Below are 16245 nucleotides of genomic sequence, written 5' to 3'. Positions count from 1 at the left end.
GGGTATCGACCTGGGCACAAGGCGCCCGGCACGGGCGAAGATCACCGTAGAGCGCCGGTCATGGACTGGGTCGAGCGAGTCGCCGGCATCAAGCCCTGGAAGCGGCACGGCGAACGGGCGCCGCACAAACCGCTCCTGCTGCTCTACGCCCTCGGGCGGTTCCAGCGCGACGGCGACCGGCCGATCCCCTTCAGCGCGGCCGAGGCGGAGTCAGGACTCCTGCTCAAGGAGTTCGGGCCGCCACGCAGGACCAGTCCTGGTGGGCCGTTCCGCCGGGTCAGCGTGGCGTCCAGGTCGGCGCGGGCGCCGGGCGGAAGAGGAAGACCTGGTCGCGCCGTCCCGTGCAGGTCTTCTGAGCGATCTCCGCCCCCGCCCGCATGTCGGACTCGCCGTACAGCGCGCCGACGCACAGGCCGCTGTGCAGGGGTTGGACGACGAATCCCGATCCGGCGGGCTTCAGCAGGAACTGCTGGTGAGGCGCTCCCGTGCACTCCGCGGGCGCGATCAGCGCACCGGAGGCCTTCAGCGCCTCGTCCACGGTGAGACAGCCGGGGCCCTCCACGGGATGATGCCACTCGATCTGCCATGCGCCGTCACCGACCGCACGCAGAAAGGTGTCCGGGACCAGGCCCGCGCAGGGACGCTGCACGGCCAGCGGGCGATCCGTCCTTCCGCTGCGCTCGCGCCCCTCCCCGATGCACAGGTCGCGATCCGCGACGTGCGCGGGAACCATCTGATACCACCCCTTGGACGGCAAGCGGTCGCTCTCCGCGGTCGCGCCGACGCGGGAAGGCAAGGGCTCCGGAGGCACGCCGCCGGCCGGGGGCCCGTAGAGCGACGGGAGGACCGAGACCACCGCGAGGAGCAGGAGGAGGACACCCGCTCCCACGCCCACCAGGGCCGGCCACTGCGGCCCTCCCGACGCCGGGCGCAGCGGTGGGTTGTCCGATGCGTTCCTGTCCGGTGCTCTTTGGACCAGGGCGTTACGGTCCGGTGCCTCTCGGTCCGGGCCGTCGCGATCCGGTGCGTCTCGGTCCGGGCCCTTGCCGTCCGGTGTGTTCTGGTCTCCGGGCCCGGCCGGAGCGAGGGACTCCGGCCGCGCCGGGCTCCCAGGGACCCGGCCGGCGGGACCGCCGGGCGTGCCGGACGAGAGCGGCATCTCGGCGGCCAGGCGTTTCCTCGCGGCCACCCAGCGAGCCGACTCCGCCTCGTCGAGCCCGCACGCCCGTACGAACGCGGCCACGAACTCCTCCCTCGGGAGGGTCGCCCGCCCCAGAGCGCCGGCGATGGTGCTGGCGGGGAGCGTGTCGCCGTTCGCCCTCGCGGCGGCGGTGAGCTGCCGGAAGGTCCGGCCGGACCACTGGCGCAAACTGCCCAGTGCGGCGACGAACTCGGCGGTCGTGGTGAGCCCATCGGGCTGCGGAGGCGCGCCGAACGGACCTGACACGACGATCCTCCCAAGCCCGACCCAGCGACGATCCCGGCGAAACACTAACAAAAAGCAGTGATGCGAGGTGGCTCGTCGAGTCAACCGTTCCCCGTGCCGCGATCCCGCCCACGAGACGAGCTTCCGGAGGGGATCTTCGGGTGCACGTCCAGCACGGCCTGGTCGGCGGCGGCGCGGCCGGAGATCCAGCCCTCGCGGTTGCTGACCGAGCCCGTCCTGACCATGCTGAGCTCGGGGAACATCTTTTCCATCGCCGCGTCGACGGCCCGGTCCCTGGCCGCCAGCACCGGCAGCAGGTCTCTACTGGTCTCCGCCGCCGCCTGCCGGACCGCCTCCCCCGCCGCCTCGTGCAGCCGTTCGCCGATCCGATAGGCATAGGCGGCGAGGAACGACTGCCGGAACGACCGCGTGCGGGACCGGCCGGCGCCGTCCCGGCGGGCGCCGGCCTGCCGCATCGCGGTGGTGGCCTGCACCAGCAGGGAGGTGAACAGCACCTCCACCGCCGCCAGGCCGGCCGGGAACCCCAGCACGGTGGCGAATCCGAGGTGGCGGCTCCAGATCGACCGGCAGTGGTTGGCCGAGGCGATGACGTCGAGCAGCACCGCCTTGGGCTCCTCGTAGGGCGCGTCGATCCCCAGGCGCCGCCCCTGCGGTTCGTCGTCCGGGCGGTTCGGCGCTCCGGCGGCCAGCAGCGCCGCGTCGATGCTGTAACGGGCCATCAACGACTGGGCGGCGGCGGTGAACGTCTCGGCCTCCGCCTCGAACTCCGTCGACTCGGCCTTGGCCAGCAGCGCCCGCACCCGCGCCAGCATCCGCTCGTCCACCCGCCCGGCCGTCCGGGCCGTACGGCGCGCGGAACCGGGCGGCGGGCACAGCCGTTCCAGCGGCTGCAGCGTCGCCAGGAGGATGACCACCTCCAGCGCCCGGGCGACCATCGCGGTCCGGTCGCCGTCCTCGCGCAGGTACTCCTCGTCTCTCCCCCACCAGACGGTGGCGTCCAGGGCGGTCAGCTGGTCCTGCCAGCGCTCGTCCACGGTCGCCGGGGCGTAGGCCCGCATCTCGGCCGCGACGGCGTCGACGGCCAGGCACGCGTGCCGCGGCCCGAACCGCCGCCCCACGAGCCGGACCACGTCGGCCGGCATCCACCCGTTCCGCCAGGCCCGCGCCAGATTGCCGCCGAGCATGCCCAGCAACGCGCGGTCGACCACGGGCCGCAGGCCGGGGTCGCCGGCCAGCGTCTCCACGAGCCGCGGGAACTCCGGCCTGCCCGCATTCAGTCGCGCGTCCACCGCGGCCGACAGCAGTCCGGCCACCATCTCCTCCGGAGACGACTCTCCCCGCTCCCGGGGGAAGGCCCGCGCTCCGCCGGGCGGGCCCTGCCACCGGCTTCCGCGCGTCTTCTCCCCGGCCCTGCCCCGCTCCCGGTCCGTCCTGCCCATGTGTCCTCCTGCCTCGGCCTCCCCCGCCGGGGGCTCACGGAGTTCACGATTCTGACAGCGTCCCGGCCGCGCCGAGGACGTTGTCCACAGGCCGGCTGCCGGTGGATCGCGCATGGAGGTCGAGCCGCGCCTCCCGGCCGTCACCCGACCGGCGGGCAGCGGCTATCCCCACGTTTGTGGGGTTTCTCACCCCCTTCTCACCTGCGCATACTCGATTCACACCGCATTCCCCCGTCAGACAGAGAGGTGAAGGCATGGCCTTCGATCCGAGGGAAGCTCTGCGTGAAGCCGGCGTCCTCAACAGCCCCCTGGCAGCCGAAGTCGAGGCGGCGTTCGCCACCTTGACCCAGGAGGAAGTGAACCTGCTCATCTCGCTCAAGGACAAGCTCCCCACCGCGCTGCCCGGTGTGCTGGCGCACGCCGGCGCGGGCGGCGAGTGGTCCCGGCCCGAGGTGGAGGCCCACACCGTGCCCGTCGAGTCCAAGTGCCTGTGCGGGGCCTGGTCGGGCTCCGGATCCGGCGCGGCGGACTAGTCCGGACAGGTCGCGGGTGCGGCTCCGGCCGCGCGTCGCCCACAGAGGTCTGGGGCCGCACCTGCGGCTGGGAGCGTAAGGGGAATGATGTCTGGGAAACTCGCCCGGAACCGCTCGTTGATGGAAGTACCGGCGGACCTGACCTACTTCGTGCACGACGAGGAGTACCTGGTCGTCAACCCGCAGGTGGGTGGCCGGTGCGTCCTCAACGCGCGCGAGTTCGCCGTCCTGGCGGCCCTGGCCCGTCCCGGGGCTGGCGGGGAGCAGGCCCGCCTCGACGAGACGGAGGCCGGCGGGTCCGACGAGACCGATCGGACGCTCGCCAAGCTGATCCTGAACTACCTCGTCTACTACGACGGGAACCGCCCGGAGCTCAGCTTCAGGGAGCCGTCGCTTCACCAGGTGTATTACGCGATCACCGACGGCTGCAACCTCCGCTGCCCGTACTGCTACGCCTCGTCCGAGAAGTGCCTCCCCGGTGAGCTCACCACCGCCGAATCACTCGATCTGGTCTCCCAGGTCGCCGCCTTCGGCGCCAAAAACATGATCTTCACCGGCGGCGAGCCGATGCTCCGCAAGGACCTGTTCCAGATCGTGGAGCACGCCAACGACAGCGGGCTGACGTCGAACATCATCACCAACGCCACGATGATCAGAACGCTCGCGCAGGCCAGACGGTTCGCCGAGCTGTTCGGCATGGTCACGGTGAGCGTCGACGGCGGCACGGCCGAGACCCACGACCGCACCCGCGGCGCCGGCTCCTTCGCCCGGACCTACCGCGCCCTCCAGCTGCTCAACGAGGCCGGCGTGGTGCCGCGGATCAACCACATCGTCACCTCGGACAACGTCGACGAGCTGGAGGACTTCGCGAAGTTCGCCGAAGGGCTCGAGGTGCACAGCATCCGGCTGATGTACCACAACGACCTGGGCCGGGGAGAGAGCGACGAGTACGACTTCGGCTGGGACGACCACATGCGGATCCAGCGGCTCACCTGGACGTCACCGGCCGCCGGCAAGCTGCTGCCGGACGGTCCCCGGCCGATCACGCCGTGCTCGGTGAAGGCCAACTGCGGGATGGGCGGCAACGAGATCTACATCAACTCGCTGGGCGACGTGTATCCGTGCAAGCTGGTGACCGGGCGGTCGCACCACGCGGGCAACGTACGGCGGCAGTCGCTGGCGGAGATCTTCGGCGGACCGCTCCTGCGCGGGATGCGCACCAGCACCGTGCTCGGCGGCGACTACCACGCGGACTGCGCGAAGTGCTACATCAAGGCGTCCTGCGGCGGCGGATGCCGGGCCTCCCACATGTCCGAGTCCAAGGACCTGCGGCGCAACAGCCGTCACCAGTGCCGGATCCTGCGGCACGGCGTCGCCACGCAGTTGTGGCTCGAAGCCGGGGTCTCTCGGTCGGAGCTCGCCACCAAGGACCGCGAGATGACGACGCCCCGCCTGGTCGTCAACGGCGACGTCCATCCCGTCTTCGACGACTGGAAGACCTATGTTCCCCCCTCGCCCGGCTCGGTCAGGGTCGGCGAGCTGCTTCCCATCACGCCGGTATAGAGGAGGTCAGTGTGTCACTCCGGATCAGCGAGGCCGTGATCTGGCAGGAGACCGGGGAGGGCGTCTCGCTCTACCACACGGAGACGGGCGACTTCCACAGCCTGAACGACACCGGCTCCCGGATATGGAAGCTGGTGGCGAGCGACGGCGAACGTGAGCCGGTCATGTTCAAGCTGTCCCGCGAGTTCGCCGGCAGCAACTCCGCGATGAGCAGGCAGATCGTGGCGGACGTGCGGGACTTCATCGGCACGATGATCGAGCAGGGCCTGATCGAGGAGGTCCCGTCCGAGAAGGCCGAGAAGGCCGCCACGTGACCGGCCCGGCCGCGCCCGCCCCGTACGCGACCAGCCCGGACGCGCCCGGATCGGTCGTGATCAGCTCGGTCCTGATCGGCCGGGAGCCGGCTGGAGGAGTGCGCGTCCGGACGGTCACCGTCGTGCCGCGTCCACCGGCTTCGGGCCGATGAGCAGGGCGGTCGTCCTCGGCGGGGGCTTCGCGGGGGTGCTCGCCGCCGCCGTGCTCGCGCGCCACGCGGACGAGGTCGTGGTGGTGGAGGGCGACCGCTACCCGTCCGGGCCCCGCCCGCGCCGGGGGCTGCCCCAGTCGCACCACAGCCACGTGCTCGTGGCCGGCGGCGCGAGGGCGCTGGAGGCGCTGCTGCCCGGCACGGTCGGCGCCCTCCTGGCGCACGGCGCGCAGCTGCGCGACCTCCCCGGCGACGCCCTGATCCTCACCGCCGACGGCTGGTTCCGCCGCATGCGCACCGACGCCCACCTGATCTCCTGCACCCGCGGGCTGCTGGACGAGGTGGTGCGGCGCCGGGCGCTCGCGAGCGGGGCCGTCGTGGTGTGGGAGGACACGCGCGCGCTCGGACTCCTCGGGGACGCGGCCCGGGTCGGCGGGGTGTCGGTCAGCAGGCGGGGCGCCCCGCCCGAGACTGTACGCGCGGACCTCGTCGTCGACGCCACGGGACGCAGGTCGGCGTCTCCCCGATGGCTCGCCGAGATCGGCGTCTGGGACGTCGAGGAGACGACCGTCGCCACCGGCCTGGCCTACGCCACCCGGCTCTACCGGGCGCCCGCCGGCCTCGCCGCGGCGATTCCGGCGATCATGCTGCATCCCGGGCCCGGCCCGGGACGGCCGGCCCGGGGGGCGACGTTGTTCCCCGTCGAGGACGGCAGATGGGTCGTCACTCTGACCGGCACCCGGGGTGGTGAGCCGCCCACGGACGAGCAGGGCTTCGCGGCCTTCGCCCGCGCGCTGCGCGACCCCCTCGTGGCGGATCTCATGGCGGAGGCCACCCCCCTCGGACTCATCCGGCCGTACCGGGACACCGTCAACAGGAGGCGGTTCTTCGAGCGGGCACGGCTGCCCGCCGGGTTCGCGGTGATCGGCGACGCGGCCGTGGCGGTCAACCCCGTCCATTCGCACGGGATGTCGGTCGCCGCGCGCTGCGCGCTCCGGCTCGACGAGGAGCTGACCCGGCACGGCGGGATCGGACCGGCCCTCTTCCCTGGGCTGCAGTCCGCACTGGCGGCGGAGGCGGAGCAGTCCTGGCGCATGGCGGTCGAGGCGGACGGCGAACAGGCCGGCGCAGGCACAGGAGAGCGGGCTCAAGGTACCGGCGCAGGCGCGGCCGAACGGGCCGGTGCGGGGACCGGCCGGGACGGCGCGCCGCGACGCGAGCCGAACGCCTTCGAACGCGAGATCCGCACCCGCCTGGCGCAGGCGAAGCTGGGCAACCCGCGGATCGCCGCCAAGCTCTTCGCCGCCCAGACCTTGCTCTCCGACGACACCGGGACAGACAGGCCGGAGATCGCCCGGGCGCTGTCCGGGCGGCCGGAGCCCCTCCTCACCAGCGAGGAGGCGATCGGGCAGTACCCCGGCCTGGCCGCGTGGCTGCGCTCGCGCCTCGCCGCCGCAACCCCCTGAGACCGCGCGCCCGCCGAAGCCCTTTCGCGCCCCGAAGGCTCCACGCCACGCGATCCCTCCGCGTCGGTGTCCGACGTCATGCACGCGGATGCCGGGAACCGTGTGAACGGCCTGCTCACTGGTAGGCGGCGACGGCGGCGAAGTACAGGCCGAGGAAGGTGGCTGCCGCGCCCGCGCCGGTGAGGAGCGCGTTGGCGGTGCCGGCGCTGCTGCGGCGGGCGATCAGTGCGGCGGTGATCGCGATGTTGAGGGCAGAGGACAGGGCCAGCAGCAGGGACAGGATCTGTACCTGGCTCATCGGGTGCTCCCTTGGGCGGTGGGTGGCCCTGGCGGACGGGCCAGGGGTCGATGAGCCCGAGACTTGCTGACCAGACGGGTGCCCTGGCACCAGATGGTCGCAGGTTGGACACAATGCCGCATAACGGCCGGTGAACGGCCTACTGTGCGCAACAAGGCAGGGGCGAGGGCGTGGAGTGTCCATAGGGCGGATGGACACCCAAGGCCGGCGATCGGTGGAGAGGGAGCAGCAGTGGGGGCAGCGGACCGGGAACCGGACCTGGCCGTGCTGCTCACCGCACTGGCTCGGGTCCGCCGCCAGATCACGCTGGATGGGCAGCCGTCGGACCGGACGCTGGCGAAAGCCGCCGGGGTGAGCCCGACCACGGTGGGAGCGTGGCTGCGCGGCGCCCGCTTCCCCCAGCAGATCGACCCGCTGATCAGGATTGTGGACGCGGTGCGAGAGCACGCCCGCCGGACGACGCACACCTGGGCCGGTGAGCCCGCCGGGCTGTGGGACAAGCGGTGCTGGCGCGATGCCCACATCGCCGAGGCCCGCCGGCGCGCCGGAGAGACCAGCCGGGCCGTTCGGGCGGCCGACGCCCGGTCGGTGCTGGAGTCGGGACGGCCGGGCACGCCTCTGGACCAGGTGACCGACCCGTTCATGCTGGAGGTGCACCGGCCGATCACTGTGGACGGCGCGACGGTGGGCGTGCTGCCGTCGTACGTCCGGCGGGCGCACGACGAGCGTCTGGGCCAGGTGGTCGATCGGGTTCTCGGCGGCACGAGTGCGATGGCGGTGCTGGTGGCCGGCTCCTCGGCCGGCAAGACCCGGGCGTGCTGGGAAGCCCTTGGGCCGCTGCGTGCGGCGGGCGGGTGGCGGTTGTGGCACCCCTTCGACCCGACCCGGCGCGAAGCTGCGCTGCAGGAGCTGGACCGGGTGGGCCCGCGCACGGTGCTCTGGTTGAACGAGACCCAGGAGTACGTGGGCGATGACGAGGACGGGGAGCGGGTCGCGGCCAAGCTGCGCGCCCTGCTCACCGACCGGGCGCGGGCGCCGGTGCTGGTGCTGGGCACGTTGTGGCGGAAGCACCACGCCGACCTGACCCGAAGTTCGGGGTCGCAGGTGGCGCAACTGCTGGACGACGTGGTGATCGAGGTGCCGGAGGCGTTCACCGGGGCCGCCCTGGAGGCGATGCGGCGGGCCGCCCAGTCCGATGCCAGGTTGGCCGAGGCGGTCGAGCACGCCGTAGACGGGAAGATCAACCAGTATCTGGCCGGTGGCCCGGCGCTGCTGAAGCGGCTCGAAACCGCGGAGCCCGCGGCCAAAGCGGTCATCTGGGCGGCGATGGACGTCCGCCGTCTCGGGCACCGCAGCACCATCCCGCTGGCTCTGCTCAAGGCGGCCGCACCGGCCTACCTGACCGACACCGAGTGGGACGCGGCCGGGGAGGACTGGCTCGAACAGGCACTGGCCTACACCGCCGAGCCGTGTAAGGGCGCCCGCGGGCCGCTCACCCGCATCCGCCCTCGCCGTAGCCAGGGCCGTCCGGCTGCGGCGGCAGACCCCGACGGTGAGCCGGTGTACCGGCTGGCCGACTACCTCGACCAGCATGGCCGCATCACCCGTGCCGACCAGATCCCACCTGCCGGTTTCTGGACCGCCGCGGCCGCCCACGCCCATCCTGCCGACCAGGGCACTCTGGGGGGCGCCGCCTGGGCCCGCGGCCTGTACCGGGAAGGCGCCCAGCTCTACAAGCAGGCCGTCAGCCGTGGGAACGTCGTAGCCGCCGGCACCCTCGTCGATCGCCTTCACGAACTGGATCCCACCGATCATCGCCCCGCCCGGTGGGTTGTCGCCCACGCCTGTCTCGACGACCCGTTCCACGTGGGGAATCTGTTGGCCGGCCTGCACAGGGCCGGGGCGCACGACCAGATCGCCACGGTGCTGGCCCGCTATCCCGCCGGGCGCGTTCCTCTCGACAACCCTGCCCGCCTGGGTGTGCTGCTGGACAGCCTGCGCAAGGTTGGGGCACACGACCAGTTCACCGCGCTGGCCGAGCGAGCCGCCGCCCACGCCCCGCTCGACCTGCTCGGCGTGGGTGTGCTGCTGGACAGCCTGCACAAGGCCGAGGCGCACGACCAGATCGCCACGCTGCTGGCCCGCGATCCCGCCGCCCATGTCCAACTGGACACCCACTACAGCGCGCTGAGCCTGCTGCGGCTGTTGCCCAGCCTGCGCAAGGTTGGGGCACACGACCAGTTCACCGCGCTGGCCGAGCGAGCCGCCGCCCACGCCGCGTTCGACGGCGACCCGCTGAGCGTGGGCCGACTGCTGATGGACAGCCTGTGTGCGGCTGAGGCGCACGCGCAGATCGCGGCGGTGTGGGCTCGCCATCCCGCTGCCCACCTCCCGCTGGACGACCGCCACAGCGCGCTGACCGTGGCGCGGCTGCTGGACAGTCTGCACGCGGCCGAGGCGCACGACCAGCTCGCTGCGCTGCTGGCCCGCGATCCCGCCGGCCGCGTTCCTCTCGACAACATGGCTGATGTGCGTGCATTGCTGGACACACTGCACAAGATCGGGGCGCACGAACAGTTCACCGCACTGGCCCTGCGCGCTACCGCCCACGCCCCTCTCGACGACCCGCACGCTGTGGGATTGCTGCTGATAACGCTGCGTGTCGCCGAAGCTGGTAGCCACGTCGCCGCGCTGCTGGCCCGCGATCCCGCCGGCCGCGTTTCTCTGGACAACCCTGGCGGCATGGGGGCGCTGCTGTTCGGCCTGTCCTTCTTCGACGGGACGCTTGAGCAGATCGCCGCGCTGCTGGCTCGCGATCCCGCCGCCAACACCACGCTCAACCCGCGTTTCCCAGACGGACCGCATGTGCTGCTGTTCGGTCTGCAACTGGTCCAGGCACACGACCAGATCACCACACTGGCCGAACGGTTGCCCGCCGCGGGATTGTTCGAAGTGTTCATGCAGATCGATGGCCACAAGGAGCGGTTCCGGTTCGGGCGGGAACCCGATGGGAGCGCCGCCGACCGGTGGGGGTGGGAGGATCTGGAGTGAACGGCGACCGGCGTCACGTTCCCGCCGGCCGCGAACGCGTTGACAGCGCGGCCGAGAGCGGGAGGCTCAGGACGGTCGCGCAACGAGGATCCGGATCTCCGAACCGCCGAGCGGCGGTGTGACCTCGGTCAGGTCGAACCCCGCCGCGGCGAGCAGATCCCGGAACTCGGTGCTGCCGCGTTCCCGGCCGCCGGTGTAGACGAGCATCGCGATGTCGCTCATGACGGCCCCGGCCGCCTCCGGTGTGCCGAGGGCGGACGGCATCACCGGCTCCAGCACGAGCAGGCGTCCGTCCGCCGCGATCGACCGGCGGCAGCTACGCAGCAGGGCGACGCAGCGCCGGTCGTCCCAGTCGTGCAGCACGCCCTTGACCAGCATGACGTCGCCCCCGGGCACGGCCTCGAAGAAGTCGCCCGTCTCGATGACGCACCGGTCCGACAGACCCGCCCGCCGGAACTCCTCCTCGGCGCCCGCGACCCCCTCGGCGGTGTCGAACAGGATCCCCTTGAGGCCCGGGACGGCCGCCAGCACCGCCGCCAGCAGCGTGCCGTTGCCGCCGCCCACGTCGACCACGGTCTGCGCGCCGCTGAAGTCGTACGCCCTGGGAAGCGCGGGCGCGATCCGTTCGGTGCCCTCGCGCATCGCCCTGTTGAACACCGCCGACAGGTCCGGGTGGCGGGCGAGGTGGTCGAACAGCGGGCTGCCGTGCGCGTGGTCCCACGCCGTCTCACCGGTCCGCACGCTGTGGGTCAGCGCCCCCCACGCCTGCCACGTGGCCGGGTCGCCGAGCAGCAGGAGGCTGGAGCGCATCGACCACGGGTGATCGGCGCACAGAGGCCGCCCCTGCGGCGTCAGCGTGAAGCTTCCCGGCTCCCCCTCCTCCGCCACGCCCAGCACCACCAGCGCGCGGAGCAGCCGGTGCAGCGCGCCGGGGTCCGACCCGGTGCGCTCCGCGAGCCGCGCGACCGGTACGGCCTCCTCCGCGAGCAGGTCCGGCACGCCGAGCCGGACGGCCGCGTAGAGGATCTGCGAGGTGGCGTAGCCGAAGGCCATCCGGGACAGGTTCGCCTGCCCCGCGAGGCCTCGCGGTCGGTCACTCATGGTCCTGCTCCTTCGGGGTCTCTGACAGGTGGGGGGCAGGTGTCACACGACGCCCGCCTCCAGCCGCAACCGCAGCGGCAGGCGGCGTACGCCGTGCAGGAACAGGTCCGGCGTCCACTCCAGGCCGGCGGGGTCGACCGCGAGGGCGATCCCGGGGAAGCGGCGCACCAGCGCCCCGATGGCGGCCGCGGCCTGCAGCCGCGCCAGCGCCGCGCCGAGGCAGAAGTGGGCGCCGTGACCGAAGCCCAGATGCCGGTTCGGGCTGCGGCCGATGTCGAAGACGTCCGGCCGGGGGAAGACCGCCGGATCGCGGTTGGCCGCCAGCAGCACCGGCACGACCACGTCCCCTCGGGGGATCACGGTCCCGCCGATCTCCACGTCGGCGAGGACGTACAGCGGGCGGGAGTGCCCGACCGGGCCGTTGTACCGCAGCGCCTCCTCGACCATCGAGCCGATCAGCTCCGGGCGCGCCCGCAGCCGATCCAGCTGGCGTGGGTGCCGCAGCAGCTCCAGCACCCCGTTCCCGATCAGGTTGACCGTCGTCTCGTCCCCGGCGAGCAGCAGCTGGAACACGCTGGAGACCAGTTCGGCGCGGCTGATCCCGCCCGCCTGCTCGGCCTCGGCGAGCCGGCTCAGCAGGTCGTCCCCCGGGTGCGCCCGCCGCTCGTCGATCCTCTCGTCGGCGTACGCGACGAACTCCAGGCCGGCCCGGCGCACCCGGCCCGCGTCCCCGCTGCCCACGATCTCGTCGCTCCATCCGCGCAGCCGGGCGCGGTCCCCGGGGGGCAGGCCGAGCAGTTCGGCGACGACCAGGACCGGCAGCGGCAGCGCCAGTTCCCGGATCAGGTCGGCCTCGCCGCCCGCGGCGGCCATGCCGTCCACCAGTTCGCCGGCGACCCGGTGGACGCGCTCCTCCAGCGCGGCCACCGTACGGGCGCCGAAGGCCGGCGCCATCAGCCTGCGGATGCGGGTGTGGTCGGGCGGATCGAGGTGGAAGACGTTGCGCCGCAGCATGGCCAGCGGGTCGCGCAGCTCGGCCCTGCGGTGCGGCGCGGCGAGGCCGGGAGGCAGCCGGTCGAGCTGCCGCCCGACATCCGGGTCGAGCAGCGCGCGCTGCACGTCGGCGTACCGGGTCAGGTACCACAGCACCCGGCCGCTCGCCGGGCTCACGTACCGGTAGACCGGCGCGTGCTCGCGCATGCGGTGGAACAGCGGATGGGGGTCCGGACGGTGCCGCGCGGCCGCCGGGTCGAACGGCTGCGCGGCCGGGCCGGACGGCTGCCCGGGTGTGGTCACGGTCATGACCCTCTCCTCACGCGGATGCACGGACGTTCCGGGACGCGGGCCGCACCTGCCCCCGCGCCGGGCCGGCGTCAGCGGTTCCCGTGCTCATGGTCGCGCTCCCCTCCTCGTTCGCCACGCGCGCGGCCTCGTCCCTCGGCCCGCCACTCCGCTCACTCGTCGGCTCGCCGCTCGGGGGCACGCGCGTTCTGGACGTCGAGGGCGAAGAACCTCCTGACGGCGTGTCCCAGCTCCTGCGGGCCGGTGAATCCGCGCCGGGCCAGCTCCACCTCGGCCGACGTCCCCTTCCCGTGCCAATGACGCAGGAAGATCCTGGCGCAGATCTCCGGCGGCGGGACGGCGAGCCGCCCCCGGGTCCGCTCCGCCGCCTCGTCGGCGCGGGCCACGATCTCCGACCACTCCTGCCAGTGGCCCGACTCCCGGACCCGTTCCAGCACGACCGGCCGCCAGTCCTCCGACTGCCAGACCGGCCAGACCCGCACCATGACCAGCCGCAGCTGCTCTCCGGCGGGGAGCGCCGCCCGTTCCGTCTCGGTGAGCCACGACGCGAGGACGGGCGGCAGGGGCTCGGCCGCGGCGACCCCGAGCGTGGCCCGCGCGTACGCCTCCAGGTCGAGGCCCTGGGCGGCCGCGAAGCCGGTCAGCAGGCCCGTCAGAGTCTCCTCGTGCAGGCGGGGGTAGTCGTCGCCGAACAACCGCCCCGCGGTGACGACGTCGAGGTCGGTCATCCACCGGCCCGGCGCGTACTCGCGCCTCGACCGCCACTTCAGCGCCTCGTAGTGGGTGATCCCCGTCAGCGCCGTGTCGGCCGCCCAGGCCACGGACTCCTCGCCGGGCCTCTCACCGGCCTGCTCACCAGACTGCTCGCCGGTTGCCCGCAGCGCGGCCAGCGCGTCCAGCCGTTTGACGTCCCACTCCCCCGTGCCGATCATCTGCCGCAGCGTCTCCAGGCAGGCGCGGTCGCCGGAGTCCACCGCCGCGCCGATTTCCTGCCAGGTGCGGTGCGCGAACGGCATCGCCTTGGCCGTGCGGACGATGCGCTCCCCGGCCTCCGCCGGGATCCGGCCCGTCCTCGCCCCCTCCCGGCAGCCGTACCGGAGGTTGACCAGCGCGACCGTCCCGGCCGGGTAGCCCAGGTCGGCGGGCCCGTGCAGCACCGCGACCTCGTCGTCGCCGTCGACCTCGCCCGTCGCGTACATGTCGAACACGGTCCCGGCGCCGCGCATGCCGTACGGGCTCAGCTCGGCCGCGCGCAACGCGCCCATGCTGGCCGCGCCGACGACGTGCACGCCCTCGTCGATGAGCCACAGGATCTCCTTGTGGCCCACCGCCAGCTTCTCCCGGTAGTAGCCGTCGATGATGACGGCGGTGTCGTCCGGGTTCCAGGTCTCGCTGAGGAGGTCGCCCCGGGCGACGGGGGGCCGCACCCGCGCGTGCGGCACGACGCCGCGGACCTCGTCGGCGGAGATCGTCGGACCCGCGTAGACGACCACGTTCGGCGAGCTCATCGAAACACCCTCGCTCACTAGAAGACCTCCGGGCACACACGGCTCCCCGGCGCCAGCACCCTGACGACCGGCACGCCGAGGTCCTCCCTCGTCAGGTCGACGACGAGAGGCGCGTGGGAGAAGGCGACCGTGGCGCGCTTCACCACGTCGTCCAGGTCGTCGACCAGGCTCTCGTGCGCGTGCAGCGATGTGATCGGCGCGCCGGGCTCCGGTGCCGGCTCCGGCCGTCGCGGCGCGCCCCGGTCGTCGTGGACGTTCGCGTGCAGGTCGTCGCGTGAGCCCGCGATGTAGCCCAGCCGGGCCTGCGCGGCCTCGGTGACGGCGCGGCTGAGCGCGATCTCCGAGCTGAGGTGGCAGCCGAAGCCGAGAAACGGCGGGGGATAGTCGTCGCAGGTGATCCGGGCGAGGAAGCACGGCAGCCCGGTCGGCGAGGCCAGCGACCTGACCTCCATGCGGACCCGGGCCCGCTCCATCGTCACGCACAGGTCGTCGACGACCGGCGAGCCGAGCGAGCGCGGGTCGACCCTGGTTCCCCGGTCGCCGCCGGTCATGAAGGCGGTCACGGCGTCCCGCTCGATCACCTCGTACAACGCGTGCAGCACGCCCTCCGTCAGCGTGTTCCCGCTGGCCAGGCCGTTGGTCGAGGAGAAGAACACCGGCGGGTGCCAGCCCGTCCTGCGGACGAGGGTGAACTGCGCCAGCTCCATCGGGACGAGCGTCGGGGAGCCGTCGGCCAGCGATCTGGCGGCGACCCAGTCCACCGGCAGCCCGTCGTGCAGCAGGCTCGGCGCGCACCGCGGCAGGGCGCCGACGTCGTAGCCGAGTTCCCCGGCGAGGTCACGGGGGGACGCGGTCGTGACCGGTCGCATGGGCTGCTCGGCGTGCCAGAGCTCGACGGCCTCCATCATGGCGGACAGCTTCGCCAGGTCCGCCGTGACGCCCTTGCCCTGGGAGACGGCGAGGGTCCGCGCGGTGGGCCTGATCGCCTGGTACGTCGGGATGCCGAGGGTGTCGAGCCGGGTGATGTCCGCGACCCGGGTGACCCCGGCCCGGCGCGCGGCGCGGCCGGCCATCTCCAGTGTGGCGGCGGGGTCCCGGGCCCGGTCCGTCCCCGGCAGCCGGACCTTCGACTGGTCGGAACCGGAGAGAAGCCAGGAGTGGGAGGAGGTTTCTGTCCGCATCGTCCCCTTGCCCGTGTCGAGATGAGGCGCCCTGTCAGGCCGGCCGTGTCAGATGCCGAGTGTCAGGTGCCGGATGTCAGATGTTGCGCGCGCGGTTGATCAGGGCGCGGCCACCCACGGTGTAGCCGACGACCGCCATGACCGCCAGGACGAGCAGGTCCACCCAGGCCTCGCCGAGACCGAAGACCGCGGCGTCCCGCATGCCGTTGATCGCGTACGTCAGCGGGTTGACCACGGAGATCCACTGCAGCACCGTGGGCATGCTCTCGGTGGTGTACATCGACGGGGCGCTGAAGACGAGAACGGGCATCGACACGTTCGACAGCACCATGAAGGCCTGGTAGTCCGTGATCGTGATCGCCGCCGCCAGGTACAGCCCGTTGAGCGCGAGGGCGGACAGCGTGAGCGCCGACAGCAGCCCCACCCAGTTCTCCGGGCCGAACGGCAGGTCGAAGATGAGCGCCGCCACGGCGAGGCCCAGCAGGGTCTGCCCGAGCACCAGCGACACGCCGGCGATCATCTTGCCGAGCAGGAAGCGCGACCTGCGCATGGGGTACGACCACAACTGGGTCGCCACCCCGCTCATCTCCTCCTGGAACACGGCCATGGCGGACGTGGCCGCCGCGCTCACGACCGACATCGCCAGCGTCATGGGGAGCAGGAAGACCGCGAACCCGACGCTGACGCCCTTGTAGTCGACGACCCTGACGAGGTTGCTCAGCGAGGTGTTCACCAGCAGCAGGTAGACCAGCATCGGCGTCAGGCCGAGGATCAGGTAGACCCGGTTGCGCGCGAGCAGCGCGTACTCCCGGTAGAGCACCGCGAGCAGGTCCGTCGCCCTCGCCATGGGGGCGGGGGGCGCGGTGTGGAAGTGCAGCCCGGCGGCCATC

13 protein-coding genes and 1 pseudogene are annotated in these 16245 nt (G+C 72.8%); 6 read left to right on the top strand and 8 right to left on the bottom strand.

Features of this window, described 5'->3' with window-relative positions; all coding sequences use genetic code 11:
* Nucleotides 1-60: 60 nt before the first annotated feature.
* A pseudogene (locus HHX37_RS38290) lies at nucleotides 61-282 on the top strand (restriction endonuclease); the annotation flags it as partial.
* Here HHX37_RS38290 and HHX37_RS37925 read toward each other — a convergent pair.
* Together HHX37_RS37925 and HHX37_RS25675 are read right to left on the bottom strand one after the other, a co-directional pair.
* Nucleotides 278-1447 (bottom strand): XRE family transcriptional regulator, encoded by a 1170-nt coding sequence (locus tag HHX37_RS37925; protein WP_182887092.1) that lies wholly within the window; start codon nucleotides 1445-1447, stop codon nucleotides 278-280. The pseudogene HHX37_RS38290 and the gene HHX37_RS37925 sit on opposite strands and share 5 nt — an antisense overlap.
* Before the next feature lie 80 nt (nucleotides 1448-1527).
* A complete protein-coding gene (locus tag HHX37_RS25675) occupies nucleotides 1528-2886 on the bottom strand; it encodes a DUF2786 domain-containing protein (RefSeq protein ID WP_182887091.1) in 1359 nt (452 codons plus the stop codon).
* Nucleotides 2887-3140: 254 nt separating this feature from the next.
* Between HHX37_RS25675 and HHX37_RS25670 the strand changes: the two genes are divergently transcribed.
* The 4 genes from HHX37_RS25670 to HHX37_RS25655 all read left to right on the top strand — a co-directional run bounded on the left by HHX37_RS25670 (nucleotide 3141) and on the right by HHX37_RS25655 (nucleotide 6914).
* Nucleotides 3141-3419, top strand: coding sequence for a StsA-related sactipeptide RiPP (locus tag HHX37_RS25670; protein WP_111700756.1), 279 nt, complete (start codon nucleotides 3141-3143; stop codon nucleotides 3417-3419).
* Between the two features lie 84 nt (nucleotides 3420-3503).
* Entirely contained in the window at nucleotides 3504-4982 is a 1479-nt protein-coding gene (gene stsB, locus HHX37_RS25665) for a StsB family radical SAM/SPASM domain sactipeptide maturase (RefSeq protein ID WP_396776756.1), read from the top strand.
* An 11-nt stretch (nucleotides 4983-4993) separates the two neighbouring features.
* Nucleotides 4994-5296 (top strand): PqqD family protein, encoded by a 303-nt coding sequence (locus HHX37_RS25660; protein WP_182881229.1) that lies wholly within the window; start codon nucleotides 4994-4996, stop codon nucleotides 5294-5296.
* 148 nt (nucleotides 5297-5444) lie between these two features.
* The gene (locus tag HHX37_RS25655) at nucleotides 5445-6914 is read left to right on the top strand and encodes an NAD(P)/FAD-dependent oxidoreductase (protein ID WP_182887090.1); all 1470 of its coding nucleotides are present in this window, start codon (nucleotides 5445-5447) and stop codon (nucleotides 6912-6914) included.
* 115 nt (nucleotides 6915-7029) lie between these two features.
* On the opposite strand, the gene HHX37_RS25650 is transcribed toward HHX37_RS25655, so the two are convergent.
* A complete protein-coding gene (locus tag HHX37_RS25650) occupies nucleotides 7030-7212 on the bottom strand; it encodes a hypothetical protein (RefSeq protein ID WP_111700759.1) in 183 nt (60 codons plus the stop codon).
* Between the two features lie 231 nt (nucleotides 7213-7443).
* Between HHX37_RS25650 and HHX37_RS25645 the strand changes: the two genes are divergently transcribed.
* A complete protein-coding gene (locus HHX37_RS25645; RefSeq protein ID WP_182887089.1) occupies nucleotides 7444-10263 on the top strand; it encodes a hypothetical protein in 2820 nt (939 codons plus the stop codon).
* A gap of 66 nt (nucleotides 10264-10329) precedes the next feature.
* Here HHX37_RS25645 and HHX37_RS25640 read toward each other — a convergent pair whose 3' ends face one another.
* The 5 genes from HHX37_RS25640 to HHX37_RS25620 all read right to left on the bottom strand — a co-directional run bounded on the left by HHX37_RS25640 (nucleotide 10330) and on the right by HHX37_RS25620 (nucleotide 16244).
* Nucleotides 10330-11364 (bottom strand): methyltransferase, encoded by a 1035-nt coding sequence (locus tag HHX37_RS25640; protein WP_182887088.1) that lies wholly within the window; start codon nucleotides 11362-11364, stop codon nucleotides 10330-10332.
* 42 nt (nucleotides 11365-11406) lie between these two features.
* The gene (locus tag HHX37_RS25635; protein ID WP_182887087.1) at nucleotides 11407-12666 is read right to left on the bottom strand and encodes a cytochrome P450 family protein; all 1260 of its coding nucleotides are present in this window, start codon (nucleotides 12664-12666) and stop codon (nucleotides 11407-11409) included.
* Between the two features lie 152 nt (nucleotides 12667-12818).
* Nucleotides 12819-14174 carry a TfuA-like protein gene (locus tag HHX37_RS25630; RefSeq protein ID WP_182887086.1) on the bottom strand — a complete coding sequence of 452 codons (1356 nt, stop codon included), beginning with the start codon at nucleotides 14172-14174 and terminating at the stop codon, nucleotides 12819-12821.
* Between the two features lie 17 nt (nucleotides 14175-14191).
* Nucleotides 14192-15355, bottom strand: a complete 1164-nt coding sequence (locus HHX37_RS25625) for a YcaO-like family protein (protein WP_182887085.1) — start codon at nucleotides 15353-15355, stop codon at nucleotides 14192-14194.
* Nucleotides 15356-15431: 76 nt separating this feature from the next.
* Nucleotides 15432-16244, bottom strand: a complete 813-nt coding sequence (locus tag HHX37_RS25620; protein ID WP_111700765.1) for an ABC transporter permease — start codon at nucleotides 16242-16244, stop codon at nucleotides 15432-15434.
* Between the last annotated feature and the right edge of the window lies 1 nt (nucleotide 16245).

Origin of the sequence: Microbispora sp. H10885 (assembly GCF_014161415.1) — a bacterium.
Taxonomy (GTDB): Bacteria; Actinomycetota; Actinomycetes; order Streptosporangiales; family Streptosporangiaceae; genus Microbispora; species Microbispora triticiradicis.
The sequence above is the reverse complement of the archived record's forward strand: the minus strand, read 5'-3'. Positions and strand labels throughout refer to the sequence as shown.

What these genes read in the sequence shown, in the direction of transcription:
- HHX37_RS25675 (WP_182887091.1), bottom strand. Translation starts at nt 2,886, where the DNA reads ATGGGCAGGACGGACCGGGAGCGGGGCAGGGCCGGGGAGAAGACGCGC.
- HHX37_RS25670 (WP_111700756.1), top strand. Translation starts at nt 3,141, where the DNA reads ATGGCCTTCGATCCGAGGGAAGCTCTGCGTGAAGCCGGCGTCCTCAAC.
- stsB (WP_396776756.1), top strand. Translation starts at nt 3,504, where the DNA reads ATGATGTCTGGGAAACTCGCCCGGAACCGCTCGTTGATGGAAGTACCG.
- HHX37_RS25655 (WP_182887090.1), top strand. Translation starts at nt 5,445, where the DNA reads ATGAGCAGGGCGGTCGTCCTCGGCGGGGGCTTCGCGGGGGTGCTCGCC.
- HHX37_RS25650 (WP_111700759.1), bottom strand. Translation starts at nt 7,212, where the DNA reads ATGAGCCAGGTACAGATCCTGTCCCTGCTGCTGGCCCTGTCCTCTGCC.
- HHX37_RS25640 (WP_182887088.1), bottom strand. Translation starts at nt 11,364, where the DNA reads ATGAGTGACCGACCGCGAGGCCTCGCGGGGCAGGCGAACCTGTCCCGG.
- HHX37_RS25635 (WP_182887087.1), bottom strand. Translation starts at nt 12,666, where the DNA reads ATGACCGTGACCACACCCGGGCAGCCGTCCGGCCCGGCCGCGCAGCCG.
- HHX37_RS25630 (WP_182887086.1), bottom strand. Translation starts at nt 14,174, where the DNA reads ATGAGCTCGCCGAACGTGGTCGTCTACGCGGGTCCGACGATCTCCGCC.
- HHX37_RS25625 (WP_182887085.1), bottom strand. Translation starts at nt 15,355, where the DNA reads ATGCGGACAGAAACCTCCTCCCACTCCTGGCTTCTCTCCGGTTCCGAC.
- HHX37_RS25620 (WP_111700765.1), bottom strand. Translation starts at nt 16,244, where the DNA reads ATGGCCGCCGGGCTGCACTTCCACACCGCGCCCCCCGCCCCCATGGCG.